Consider the following 12,805-nt stretch of genomic DNA (forward strand, 5'->3'; position numbering starts at 1 on the left):
CACGAAATTACTGACAGGCCCGCGAGCGGGGAATTTTTCTCGATGCTCCGAGCTAAGAACTCGACGTGCGGAGCTTTTGTCTCGACGGTCCGAGTTCAGAACTCGGCGTATGGGGCTTTTTTCTCGGCGTTCCGAGCTTAGAACTCGGCGTGCGGAGCTTTTTACTCGATGGTCCGAGCTCAGAGCTCGGCGTGTCGAGCTTTTTTCTCGGCAATCCGAGTTCAGAACACCGCGCGCGATGGGATGGGGCGGGTCGACGGGGCCCGGGCATTGCGCCAAAAAAAAGCCGCTCGATTGAGCGGCTTCTTCTGCAAAGAGCGGGACGGATCAGCCTTAATGCACGACCATCCGTGTGAAAGGTTCCACGTAGGCCTGCAGCGTGATCAGCAGCCCCACCAGGAACGCCAGCGCAATCGAGTGGAAGAACACGTAGCGCAGGATGTCGCCCTCGTGGCCGTACCACTTGGTGGCGGTGGAGGCCACCACGATGGATTGCGCGTCGATCATCTTGCCCATCACGCCGCCCGCGCTGTTGGCTGCTGACATCAGGATCGGCGACAAGCCAAGCTGCTCGGCCGTCGTCTTCTGCAGGCCGCCGAACAGCACGTTCGATGCTGTATCCGAGCCGGTAAGCGCCACGCCCAGCCAGCCCAGCATCGTGCCGAACAGCGGGTACAGCACGCCCGTGTGGGCGAAGGCCAGGCCCAGCGTCGCGTCCAGACCGGAGTAGCGGGTCAGGTAGCCGATGCCGAACATTGCACAGATTGTCAACAGCGAATAGCGCGTGAGCTTGATGGTGTTCCAGTACTCCTTGAGCATGCGCGGCACCGAGTAGCCCATCAGCAGGCCGCCCACGATGGCCGATACCAGGATGCCCGTACCCGCCATCGACAGCACGTTGAAGTTGAACACCGCGCCTTCGGCAGTCACCTTGGGGATCACCGGCGGGCCCTTGAGCACCATTTTGTCCAGACCCGGGATGGCGAACTTGAACGCCCATACGCCATCGGCAAACGCCTTGAACTGCGGCACGCCCCAGATGAACACGAAGATCGTCAGGATCACCCATGGCAGCCAGGCTTGCACGCGCGTGATCTTCGCATCGGTGGTGAGGGTCGCGGCGCGTGCTTCGGCAGCGGCTTCCGGATCCACCTTGGAAGTGTCAGGGTGCTTGCGCAGGGCGGTGGAGGTCCAGATGGTCTTGGGGTGCCACACCTTCAGGAACAGCGTGAGCGTGCCCATCGACACCAGCGCGGCAATCACGTCCACCAGCCACGGGCCGTGGAAGTTCGACACCAGGAACTGCGGAATGGCGAACGACACGCCCGCCACCAGGATCGCCGGCCAGATCTGCAGCATGCCGCGCCAGCCCGCGAACGCCCAGATCAGCCAGAACGGCACCAGCACCGAGAAGAACGGCAACTGGCGGCCGACCATCGCCGAGAGCTGCAGCAGGTCCAGCCCGGTGACGGAGGCCAGACCGATGAGCGGTGCCCCCAGCGCCCCGTAGGCCACCGGTGCGGTGTTGGCGATCAGCGCCAGGCCCGAAGCCGCCAGCGGCGAGAAACCCAGACCGATCAGGATGGCGCCCGTCACGGCCACCGGCGTGCCGAAGCCGGCCGCGCCCTCGAAGAACGCGCCAAAGCTGAACGCCACCAGCAGCAGTTGCAGGCGGCGGTCTTCGGTGATGCCCGAGATGGAACTCTGCAAGACCTTGAATGACCCGTTCAAGGTGGTGAGCCGGTGCAGGAAGATGATGTTGAGAACGATCCAGCCGATCGGGAACAGGCCGGAGACAATGCCCAGGCCGGCCGCCTTGCCCGCCATCGCGGCCGGCATGCCGAATATGAACGAGGCGATGCCTACCCCGACAATCAGCGCCAGGCCGGCAGCCAAGTGGGCCTGCATATGAAAAAAGGCCAGGGAGCACAGCAGCACCGCCACCGGTATCCCGGCCGCGATGGTTGACCACAAGGCATTGCCGAGTGGGTCATAGACTTGATTCCACATCTTGATCTCCTCCTGTTTCTAGGCGTTTCGGTTCTTGGCGATACCGAACGTCTTCTGTTGCCCGCGCGAAACGAGCGAACACGGATTGTAGGAACAAGCGTGTCGGGGGGATGGGCAATATTCTGTCACTTTCGCCCTGAAAAGTATTCATCGGCGCGCGTGCCCCATATCGACGGGCTCCAGGTGCGGTGCAGCCAGTTGCACCGGGTTAATCCGGGTTGTGGAATCATTGCGCCTGCCCTGTTGCCACCCAACACGATTCAGCCCTTCATTTATGGCTTTTCTGACGGCTTTTTCCTTCTGCCGCTGCTGGTCTCGACTGCTCGCCACAGGGCTGTCGGCGCTGGTCGTACTGTCGCCAGGCGCATACGGCCAGACCTCGCCCGGTTCCGCGCTCATCCCCGCACAAACCGAATCCGCTCGCCCTCGCATCGGCCTGGTGCTGTCGGGCGGCGGGGCGCGCGGCTATGCGCATATCGGCGTGCTCAAAATGCTGGAACGCATGCGCATTCCGGTGGACGTGATTGCCGCCACCAGCATGGGCGCGGTGGTGGGTGGGCTGTACGCCAGCGGCCTGAGCGCGGACGAGCTGGAGCACAAGCTCTCCCAGGTGGACCTGAGCGACATCGCCTTCGACCGCAACGATCGCGCCAAGCTGCCGCAGTCGCTGCGCGAGGACGACTTCCAGTACCCGATCGGCATGTCTGCCGGTTATGGCGATGGCGGGCTCAAGCTGCCGGCCGGGCTGGTGCAGGGCAATCGCCTGCTGGCGCTGCTCAAGAACTGGACGACGCAGTGGCCCGACAACATGAGCTTTGCGCGCCTGCCGGTCCCGTTCAAGGCTATGGCAACCGACCTGGCCACGGGCGATGCGGTGATCCTCGATCACGGCTCGCTGCCGCTGGCGATGCGCGCCAGCATGGCGGTGCCCGGCCTGTTCGCGCCCATCGAGGTGGACGGGCGCACGCTGGTCGATGGCGGTCTGGTCAGCAACCTGCCGGTGCAGCTTGCGCGCGACATGGGGGCGGACATCATCATCGCGGTCAACATCGGCTCGGACCTGCAGCGGCCGGAAGACCTCGCCTCGCCGGCGGCGGTCACGCAGCAGATGATCACCATCCTGGTCGGCCAGAATGTCCGCGCCCAGAAGGCGCTGCTGCAAGGCAGCGACATATTGATCGAACCGCAGCTTGCCGACCTGTCATTCACCGATTTCGCCAAGGGGCCGCTGGGTGTGCAGCAGGGTGAGAAGGCAGCCCGGGGCGCGGAGGCCAAGCTGGCAGCGCTGTCGCTCTCACCGCGGGCGTATGCGGCCTACCGTGGCGCACATGTGCCGCAGGGCATGCTGGCCCAGGGCACGCGCATCGACGCCATCGATGTGACCACCGGTGGCCGCGTGCCGGCAGTGCGCGTGCGCCAGTTGCTGAAGGTGCGTGAGGGCGACACCTACGACGCGGAAGAACTCAACCGTGAGTTGTCGGCCCTGGCCACCACCGGCGACTTCGAGACCGTCACCCAGCGGCTGGTGGAAGAGAACGGCGTGCACACGCTCAAGATCGACGCGCACGAGAAATCCTGGGGCAACCAGTTCTTCCTGTTTGGGCTGGGCATGTCGACCAACTTCGACGGACGCGGCGCATTCAACGTCAATCTCGGCCACCGGTATCCGTGGCTCACGCAGAGCGGGCTGGAGTGGCGCAACGACATCGTGCTGGGCAGCAACCGCGCAAGCATTCATACGGAACTGCGGCAGCCGCTGTGGCAGTCGCAGGGGTTCTACATCGCGCCCTACGCAGAGTATTCGCGCCGCAGATCGGACATCTACTTCGACGATCTGCCGCCTACCCGGGACGCCAAGCCGTTCAACAACCTGACGATCGAAACGGCGCGCGCCGGCGTTGACCTGGGCATCCCACTGGGCCGCAAGGGTGAACTGCGCCTGGGCGTGAACTACGTCAGAAAGGCGGCAACGTTCAATTACCAGGCGCTGGTGGTCGACGAGTCCGGCAATCTTGTGGATGCGACGCCCCTGGATACCTTGCATGCTCAGCAGCCGGCCTTCCGTGCCCAGCTCACGCTGGACCAGCTCGACGATCCGCTGTTCCCCCGCAGAGGCTATTACCTGTTCGGCAGCATGGAGGCCGGCTTCGGTTCAATCGACAAGAAGTACAACACCGCCCAGGCCAAGGGTCTGTGGGCCACGAGCTACGGGCGCCATACGTTCAACGTCGCGCTGGAGGGGGCAGGGCAGTTCGGTGCCAATAGCCCGACCAGAGACAACGGCGGCAACAGCGGCAACGGCGCCAACGAGGGCTTCTACCTGGGCGGCTTCCAGCACCTGTCGGCCTATGCGCAGGACCAGTTCAACGGCCAGTACCTGCTGTACGGCCGCCTGACCTACCTGTACGACCTGCGCATCAATGACCTGCTCGGCCTGCGCGCGCCGGTATTCGGTGCCAGCGCGGAGGTCGGCAACGTCTGGCAGTTGCGCAACAACTTCGGCCGTGGCGGCTATCTGAAGAGCGGCAGCCTGTTCGTCGGCGGTAACAGCCCCATCGGTCCGCTGTACTTTGGCTTTGCCGTGGCGCCGCAAGGCGTGTGGAATGTCTACCTGCAGCTGGGCCGCGTGTTTTGACGGTGGGGGTTTGAGGGGGCGCGAGTGCGTGGGCAGGGGCTGCCGCTTGGCCAGCGCCGCATGGCAGTGGCGGATCGTAAGGTCTTGATCAGATTGAGAAATTAATCGATCAGCCGCGGCGGATCGGCGTGCTAGCATGCCTTCCGCTTTGCTTCTCAAGATCTCGGGTGCGCACGCGCCCAGCCCCCTTTTCCCATGATGTTCTCCGTGTTGTTCCGTGGTCTCCGTTCGTCCCGATGGCTGGTGTGCGCGTGCGCGCTGACCGCGCTGCAAGCCTGCGGCAAGCACGCCAATGAAGCTGCCAAGCTGGCGGGCCCACCGGAGGTGGAGGTCGCGGTTGCGCAGCGCTCCGATGCGCCGCTGGTGACCGAGTTGCCCGGCCGCCTGGAGCCGTATCGCACGGCGGAAGTCCGCGCGCGCGTGGACGGCATCGTGCTCAAGCGCGCTTATGACGAGGGCCAGGTGGTCAAGGCCGGCCAGGTGTTGTTCCGCATCGATCCGGCACCGCTCAAGGCGCAGGTGGATGCCGCCCAGGGCGCGCTCGCCCGTGCGCAGGCGCAGCTCGCCATCGCCCACGACAAGGCTGCCCGCTACAAGGGCCTGGCCGCCACGCGCGCCGTGAGCGAGCTGGAATACGCCGAGGCGCAAGCCGCCGAGCGGCAAGCCGCAGCGGACGTCGTCTCCACCCGTGCCGCGCTGGAAACCGCGCAACTGCGTCTGGGCTATGCCACCGTCACCGCGCCCATCGCGGGCCGCTCGCGTCGCGCACAGGTGACCGAGGGCGCGCTGGTCAAGGAGGATGCCGCCACGCCGCTCACGATTGTCGAGCAGATCGACCCGATCTACGTCGATTTCTCCCAGCCCGCCGCCGAGGTGCTCGCCCTGCAGCGTGCGCTCAAGAAGGGCGAGGCTTCTGCGCTGCCCGGCCGGGACATCGGCGTGCAGGTGATCCTGAGCGACGGCGTGGCCTACGAGCGCCCGGGCCGGCTGCTGTTCTCCGACCTGGTTGTGGACCGCGCGACTGATAACGTCTCGATGCGCGCCGTGCTGCCGAATCCGGACGGCCTGCTGCTGCCCGGCATGTACGTGCGCGTGAAACTCTCGCACGCGGTGCAGCAGGGCGCGGTGACGATCCCGCGCGGGGCGCTGCAGCGCGATCGCCACGGTGCATCGGTGTTCGTGGTGAAGGCCGACAACACGCTGGCCGTGCAGCCCGTGGCCGCGCAAACGTTAGCCGGTGACCAATGGCTGGTGACAATCGGTTTGAACGGCGGCGAGCGCCTTGCCATTCCCGGCATGCGGACGCTGGAAGCCGGCATGGCCATTCATCCAGTGCCGGTGTCCGCCACCAAACGCGCAGACGCCGCGCCGGCTGCCGACGCCAAGCCGACCAAGGGCTGACCATGGCACGCTTCTTTATCGACCGCCCGGTCTTTGCCTGGGTGATTGCGCTGGCCGTCATCCTGGCCGGCCTGTTGGCGCTGCCGCGCCTGCCCGTGGCGCAATACCCGACGATTGCGCCGCCCAACGTCAGCATCTCGGCCACGTATCCGGGGGCGTCTGCACGCACGGCGGAATCCGCCGTGACCGCCATCATCGAGCGTGAGATGAACGGTGCGCCGGGGCTGCTGTATATGTCCTCGTCGTCGGACGCGGCGGGCAACATCTCGATCAACCTTGCGTTCAAGCAGGGCACCAGCGCCGACCTCGCGGCGGTGGAGGTGCAGAACCGCCTGAAGATCGTCGAGGAACGCCTGCCCGAGGTGGTGCGCCGCAACGGCATCCGCATCGAGAAGGCCGCCGAAGACTACATGATGTACATGACGCTGACGGCCGACCGTGGCCGCTTCGACGGCATCGACCTGGGCGACCTCGCCTCTTCGGACCTGATTCCGCAACTGCGCCGCGTGTCCGGCGTCGGCACGGCGCAGCTTTTCGACGCTGAATACGCCATGCGCATCTGGCCCGACGCCGACAAGCTCACCGCGCTTGGCCTCACTGCGGGTGATTTGAGTGACGCGGTGCGCCGCTACAACGCGCGTATCACGGTGGGCGAGATCGGCAGCGGGGCAGTGCCGGGCAGCGCGCCCATCAACGCGAGCATCACCGGCGACGACGGGCTGACCACGCCCGAGGCGTTCGGCCAGATCCCGCTGCGCGCGGACACGCAGGGCCGCATGGTGCTGCTGCGCGACGTGGCGCGCGTGGAGCTCGGCGGCAGCGATTATCTGTACCTCTCGCGCATGAACGGCAAGCCGGCCACCACCATCGGCATCAAGCTGGCACCGGGTGCCAACGCCGTGGGTGCGGCCAAGCGCATACGTGCCGTGCTGGACGAAGCGCAGGCGCATTTCCCGCCGGGCGTGCGTTACGAAGTGGCTTACGACAGCTCGCGCTTTGTCGGCATTGCCATCGAGCAAGTCGTCAAGACGCTGCTCGAAGCGGTGGTGCTGGTGTTCCTGGTGATGATGCTGTTCATGCAGAACCTGCGCGCGACGCTCATCCCGACGCTGGTGGTGCCGATTGCGCTGCTGGGCACGTTTGCGGTGATGCTGCCGATGGGCTTCTCCATCAACGTGCTGACGCTGTTCGGCTTGGTGCTCGCCATCGGCATCCTCGTCGACGATGCCATCGTGGTGGTGGAGAACGTCGAACGCGTGATGCACGAAGAGGGTCTCTCGCCGCGCGAGGCGACGGCCAAGGCGATGCGCCAGATCGGCGGGGCCATCGTCGGCATCTCGCTGGTGCTGACGGCGGTGTTCGTGCCGATGGCCTTCTTTGGCGGCGCGGTGGGCAACATCTACCGGCAGTTCTCGCTGTCGTTGGCGGTGTCGATGGTGTTTTCAGCCTTCCTGGCGCTGACCTTGACGCCGGCCCTGTGTGCAACGCTGCTCAAGCCGGTGCAGCAGGGCCACGGCACCGAGCGCAAGGGGGTCTTCGGCGCGTTCAACCGTGGCTTTGCGCGGCTGACGGCGCGCTACCAGGGCGGCGTGGCCCGGCTGCTGAACCGCACCGGCCGTGCGCTCGTTGCTTACGGCGCCGTCATCGGCGTGGTGGCGCTGCTGTTCACGCAACTGCCGACGTCCTTCCTGCCGGAAGAAGATACCGGCCAGTTCATGACCGTGGTCATGCTACCCACCGGCGCGACACAGGCGCAGACGCTCGACGTGGTGCGCGAGGCCGAGCAGTACTTCATCGCCAAGGAGCCGGCCGTGGCCTCCACGCTGGCCATCACCGGTTTCAGCCTGTTCGGCAACGGTCAGAACGCCGCCATGCTGTTCCTCTCGCTCAAGGACTGGAAGGAGCGCAAAGGTGCTGACCAGCACGTCGATGCCGTGGTCCAACGTGCCAACGCCGCGCTGTCCAAGATCAAGGGCGCCATGGTCATGGCGATGAACTCGCCCGCGCTGCCGGAGCTTGGCAGCAAGCCCGGCTTCGACCTGCGCCTGCAGGATCGCGGCGGTGCCGGCTACGAACGCCTCGCGCAGGCGCGCGACCGCGTGCTGGCCGAGGCGGCCAGGCATCCGGCATTGTCGGAGGTCACCTTTGCAGGCCAGGGCGAAGCCCCGCAGATCCTGATCGACGTGGACCGCAAGAAGGCGCTGTCGATGGGGGTGTCGATTGACGACATCAACCGCACGCTGGCCGTGATGTTCGGCTCCGACTACGCGGGCGACTTCGTCTACCGCAACCAGGTGCGCCGCGTGATCGTGCAGGCCGACGGCAAGCAGCGCGTGTCGGTCGAGCAGCTCGGCCGCATGCACGTGCGCAATGCAGCAGGCGCGATGGTGCCTTTGTCGGCCTTCACGACGGCCAAATGGATCGTTGGACCGCTCAAGCTGGACCGCTATAACGGCTATCCGTCCATGACGATCACCGGCTCGCCTGCCCCCGGCCATAGCTCCGGTGAGGCCATGGCGGCGATGGAGTCCATCGCCCGCGGCCTGCCCGAAGGCTTCGGCTACGAGTGGACTGGCCAGTCGTTCGAAGAGCGCCTGTCGGGCGCGCAGGCGCCGGCATTGTTTGCGCTGTCGATCCTGGTGGTGTTCCTGTGCCTGGCGGCGCTGTATGAGAGTTGGTCGATTCCGCTGGCCGTGATCCTGGTGGTGCCGCTGGGCGTGTTTGGCGCGCTGCTGGGCGCCACGCTGCGCTTCCTGCCCAACGATATCTACTTCAAGGTCGGCCTGATTGCGACGATTGGCCTGTCGGCCAAGAACGCGATCCTGATCATCGAAGTCGCCAAGGATCTGGTCGCGCAGGGCATGGGGCTGATCGATGCCACGCTGGAGGCTGCGCGCTTGCGCTTCCGGCCGATCGTGATGACGTCGCTCGCGTTTGCCTTTGGCGTGGTGCCGCTGGCCATTGCAAGCGGCGCGGCTTCCGCCAGCCAACGTGCCATCGGCACGGGAGTGCTGGGCGGCATCATCACGGCGACGGTGCTGGCGGTGTTTCTGGTGCCGGTGTTCTTTGTGGTCGTGCGCCGCCTGTTCAAGGGCAGCGAGCGGCAGCGCCGGCTCGATGCGGCGCATGAGCACGAAGTGACGGGCAGCGGGTCCGCCGCCTGATCAATCGGCGGCGGCCGGGCTCTTGCGCCTGGCGGCTGCCGGATCGAACCCGAAGAAACCCAGCAGCTCGGCGGCGACCTCGTCCCGGTCGTTGTCGACGCAGATCATGTGGTAGCTGTTCTCAAGCAGCAAGGTGCGCGCGCGAGGCAGGGTGGCCTGCAGTGTTTGCGCCGAGCGCAGGCTGGTCAGTTCGTCTTCGCGGGCGTGGATGACCAGCGTCTCGCAGGTGATTGCGCGTGCGGCAGCGTGTGCCCAGGCGCGCAACCGGTCGACTTCGCGAATGCATGTGAGCGGCACCCACGGATAGTGGAAGCTGTCGCCGCGCGCAAGCTTGGCCTTGATGATCCGCCGCAACAGCGGGTTCTTGATGCCGAACGGTTCGTCCTCTTCCACGCGCATGCGCGCCGCCATGCCGGGGATGCGATACACCACGTGCCGCAGCTCTCGATACCACGGCGTCGACCAGCCGTCGATGTGCATCGGCGTGGCCAGCAGCGCCAGCCTGTCGTGCGGGCGATCGACGCCATGCCGCACGCGGTGCGCCAGCACGAGTGCCAGCAGCGCGCCCATGCACATGCCGGCGATGTGCACTGTGTCGTGCTCGGCGAGGAGCTGATGATACGTTTGCGTGAGCGTGTCGAGCCAAGCCTCGGCAGGCATGGCGATCAAGTCTCGCGGGTGCGTGCCGTGGCCGGGCAGGGTAGGGACGTGCGTGATCGCGCCCGCATTGCGCAGCGCCTTCTGCAGCACGCCCAGATCGTAGGACGTGCCGCCCAGGCCGTGGATCAGCAACACTGCCGTGCTGCCGCGCACCGGAGTTGTCACAGCGCCGTCTCGACAGACCAGGTACCGGCCACCATTGCCGTGTTGCCCATGGCATCCGTGAGCGTGCCGCCGGTATCCACCACCGTATGCAGCGTGCCGTCACGCGCGGCGATGCGTAGCGTCTGCCGGCGCGCGGGGGCGGCGAGTTTGTCCTCAAGCGCGCCTTCCAGCGCATCCCCAACCGGTGCCGTGCCCAGCCAACGGGCGCGCAGCGCGTCGCGATCATCCGGGTGCACGAGCTGCAGCACGGTGCCGACCGAAGCCATGGTCGCCGTGTCGTGACCGAAGGTGAGCGTCACGTCGCCGCCCCAATCGATGCGCTCACTGGCCGGATCGATGGTGTAGACGAGCTGGCTGGACGCAGCCAGCGCCAGCTCCACGCGGTTCTGCCAGTGCGCGCTCTGCTCGTGCAGTTGCTCGCGCGTGGTCTTGAGCGCGCTGACCAGCAGCACCAGCAGCGCAGAGACGCCCAAGTACAACTGCGCTTCCAGCAGCGACTGGCCGTAATGACGGTCGAGTACGGCAAAGGGGCCGTCGCCCTCGGCGGTCTGCGTGAGCGCCACCAGCGTCAGCAGCAGCACCGCCACCGAGCCGCCGCGCCCGCCCCACAGCAGGGCCACCACCACGGCAAAGAACGGCGGCACGTAGGTCAGCGCAAAGCTGATGCCGCCGCCGAATTTGTCGACGCTATTGCCGTCGAAGATCACGTAGGACGAGATGGCTAGCGCAGCGAACGCTGCCAGGCCGAGCAGGAAATCGGTGCGGTCGGTGCCGCCCGAGCGGAAGGCACGAAAACGCGACCAGGCCGCCAGCACGGGCGTGACGATCAGCACGCCGAGGAAATCCGAGGCCGCCCAGATCCGGAAGACGTGCCCGAACGCACCGCCCTGCGACCACGCAAACCACGCCGCCCCGAAGAGCGCCCCGACAATGCCGCTGACCGCGCCTGCCACCAGCATCGCGCGCAGGAAATACAACCCTTCGAGCGGCACGCGTACCAGCCGGACCAGCGCGACGGCGAGCGCCGAGCTACCCGCTTCGTCGAGCACAAACAGCATCGCATGCGCCGGGTTGCTGTGCTCGATGGCGGCCAGCGCCAGTTGCGCCACGGCAAACGCCGCCCCCAACCCAGGCCACTCGCGGTAAGGCCGCAGCATGAACGCAGCCATGGTCACGCCCGCCGGCAGCCAGCAATAGCCCGTCATGTCGACCGGCCCGTTCAGCCGATGCGACACGAGGGCGGCAACCAGGTAGAGCACGCCCCACAGGATTGCGGCGATGGTGGTGGAAGGCTTCTGGAATGGCATTCGAGGTTCCCTGGATGGAAACAAAAAACCGCGCCGGCGTTGGGGACGCCGTGCGCGGTTGGTGATGCTACCGCAATCGGTTTGAGCGGCGCTTAATCTTTGCGCAGATGCGTGACTTTAGATGGCTTGCGCCCAGCGTAGAGTCAGCGGTAGCACGCGCGGGCCGTAGACGAAATGCAATACACGCCGTGGCCGTTCGCCGGTCGACTTGGACGATGCGTGCAACAGTAGCGGGCGCATCAGCAGCGCGTCACCGCGATTGGCCAGGCAGGTGACTTCGCCTTGCGTGTCTCGCGCGTCCAGCATCTGTGCCTGCCCCACCCGCCCTTGTCGATGCGAGCCGGGTACGACGCGCAACGGGCCCTCAGCCGGGCCGCAGTCGTCCAGGTGCAGGCGCACGGCGATCAGGTCTTCCAGCACGTCGCGCGGCGGTTGCACGTACAGCCGGCCCTCCTTCTCGGACCAGCCCGTCAATGCCGGATCGCTCACGCGCTCGGTTACGGGGACGCTCAGGTCCTGGTGGATGGGTACAAGCCAGTTCTGCCCGGCGGATTTGTCGAAGCCCGTGCATTGAACAGCGACATGCGAAGCGGGAATCAGCGGCGCAAGAGCAGGGTGCCGACGGAGATCGGCTGCCAGTTCGGCGCACCATGGCCTAGAAAGTAGCTCGCGAGTGCCAGCGCCATCGGCATACAATTGGCCGGCCAGACGTTTGCAGGCGTTCGCGGCCAGCACGCCGGAGATGAGGGTGTAGCCGTCCGCCAGAAGATCGCAGGCCATTGGCGCCAAGTGGCTCAGACGACAGGCAGCGCCAGCACTTCCCGAGCAGCACGCCGATCGCGCAACTCGGTCATCCAGCGTTCGAGGTTGGGGCGCGCCGGGCGGTCCATCGGTAGGCCCAGCCAGCGGTGTGCTGCGCAGCCGCAGGCAATGTCGGCCATGGTGAAACGCTGACCGGCCACGTAAGGCTGCTTGGCCAGCACCGCGTCGAGGATGCCGGTGGTGCGCTCGGCGGCTTGGCGCGAGCGCTCGATGCGCGCAGCGTCGCGCTGGTCTTCGGGCGTGCGTACAAGCTGCAGGAAGGCATCGACCATCGAAGGGCTGAACGTCGTGGTCTGCCAGTCCATCCAGCGGTCGGCATCGGCGCGCTCGTGCAGCTCGAGCGGGTAGAGGTTGCCCGGGTCGTAGCGCGAGCACAGGTAGCGCACGATGGCGTTGGACTCCCACAGCACGAAGCGCTCGTCACCGGTGTCGTTGATGCCGTCTTCGATGACGGGGATCATGCCGTTGGGGTTCATCGCCAGGAATTCCGGCGTATTGACGCCCCCGAAGGCGCCGCCGACGTCGATGCGCTCATGGTCCAGCGACAGCTCGTGCGCGCACCAGACCACTTTCTGCACGTTGACCGAAGAGAGTCTTCCCCAGATCCGCAACATCGACGACGGCTCCTTTCTGTTGTTGTG

8 protein-coding genes are annotated in these 12,805 nt (G+C 66.1%); 3 read left to right on the forward strand and 5 right to left on the reverse strand.

Annotation, left to right across the window (positions count from 1 at the left end; all coding sequences use genetic code 11):
* Positions 1-333: 333 nt before the first annotated feature.
* Positions 334-2,010: an L-lactate permease gene (locus B4F51_RS16520; protein ID WP_296227281.1), complete on the reverse strand. Its 1,677-nt coding sequence runs from the start codon at positions 2,008-2,010 to the stop codon at positions 334-336.
* 274 nt (positions 2,011-2,284) lie between these two features.
* Between B4F51_RS16520 and B4F51_RS16525 the strand changes: the two genes are divergently transcribed.
* The 3 genes from B4F51_RS16525 to B4F51_RS16535 all read left to right on the forward strand — a co-directional run bounded on the left by B4F51_RS16525 (position 2,285) and on the right by B4F51_RS16535 (position 9,210).
* Complete coding sequence (locus B4F51_RS16525) at positions 2,285-4,645, forward strand: patatin-like phospholipase family protein (protein WP_296227283.1); 2,361 nt, start codon at positions 2,285-2,287, stop codon at positions 4,643-4,645.
* 195 nt (positions 4,646-4,840) lie between these two features.
* Entirely contained in the window at positions 4,841-6,046 is a 1,206-nt protein-coding gene (locus B4F51_RS16530) for an efflux RND transporter periplasmic adaptor subunit (protein WP_296227285.1), read from the forward strand.
* A 2-nt stretch (positions 6,047-6,048) separates the two neighbouring features.
* Positions 6,049-9,210 (forward strand): multidrug efflux RND transporter permease subunit, encoded by a 3,162-nt coding sequence (locus B4F51_RS16535; protein ID WP_296227287.1) that lies wholly within the window; start codon positions 6,049-6,051, stop codon positions 9,208-9,210.
* Here B4F51_RS16535 and B4F51_RS16540 read toward each other — a convergent pair whose 3' ends face one another.
* The 4 genes from B4F51_RS16540 to B4F51_RS16555 all read right to left on the reverse strand — a co-directional run bounded on the left by B4F51_RS16540 (position 9,211) and on the right by B4F51_RS16555 (position 12,778).
* Positions 9,211-10,023: an alpha/beta hydrolase gene (locus B4F51_RS16540; RefSeq protein WP_296227332.1), complete on the reverse strand. Its 813-nt coding sequence runs from the start codon at positions 10,021-10,023 to the stop codon at positions 9,211-9,213.
* A gap of 8 nt (positions 10,024-10,031) precedes the next feature.
* Positions 10,032-11,342 (reverse strand): MASE1 domain-containing protein, encoded by a 1,311-nt coding sequence (locus B4F51_RS16545; protein WP_296227288.1) that lies wholly within the window; start codon positions 11,340-11,342, stop codon positions 10,032-10,034.
* Between the two features lie 117 nt (positions 11,343-11,459).
* Positions 11,460-12,122 (reverse strand): phytanoyl-CoA dioxygenase family protein, encoded by a 663-nt coding sequence (locus tag B4F51_RS16550; protein ID WP_296227291.1) that lies wholly within the window; start codon positions 12,120-12,122, stop codon positions 11,460-11,462.
* A gap of 14 nt (positions 12,123-12,136) precedes the next feature.
* Positions 12,137-12,778, reverse strand: coding sequence for a glutathione S-transferase family protein (locus B4F51_RS16555; RefSeq protein ID WP_296227292.1), 642 nt, complete (start codon positions 12,776-12,778; stop codon positions 12,137-12,139).
* Between the last annotated feature and the right edge of the window lie 27 nt (positions 12,779-12,805).

The organism is Ralstonia sp. UBA689, assembly GCF_002298975.1.
In the GTDB taxonomy this organism is placed as follows: Bacteria; Pseudomonadota; Gammaproteobacteria; order Burkholderiales; family Burkholderiaceae; genus Ralstonia.

Bases quoted from the DNA above. Each gene is read 5' to 3' on its own strand.
- B4F51_RS16520 (WP_296227281.1), bottom strand. From the start codon at position 2,010: ATGTGGAATCAAGTCTATGACCCACTCGGCAATGCCTTGTGGTCAACC.
- B4F51_RS16525 (WP_296227283.1), top strand. From the start codon at position 2,285: ATGGCTTTTCTGACGGCTTTTTCCTTCTGCCGCTGCTGGTCTCGACTG.
- B4F51_RS16530 (WP_296227285.1), top strand. From the start codon at position 4,841: ATGATGTTCTCCGTGTTGTTCCGTGGTCTCCGTTCGTCCCGATGGCTG.
- B4F51_RS16535 (WP_296227287.1), top strand. From the start codon at position 6,049: ATGGCACGCTTCTTTATCGACCGCCCGGTCTTTGCCTGGGTGATTGCG.
- B4F51_RS16545 (WP_296227288.1), bottom strand. From the start codon at position 11,342: ATGCCATTCCAGAAGCCTTCCACCACCATCGCCGCAATCCTGTGGGGC.
- B4F51_RS16550 (WP_296227291.1), bottom strand. From the start codon at position 12,122: ATGGCCTGCGATCTTCTGGCGGACGGCTACACCCTCATCTCCGGCGTG.
- B4F51_RS16555 (WP_296227292.1), bottom strand. From the start codon at position 12,778: ATGTTGCGGATCTGGGGAAGACTCTCTTCGGTCAACGTGCAGAAAGTG.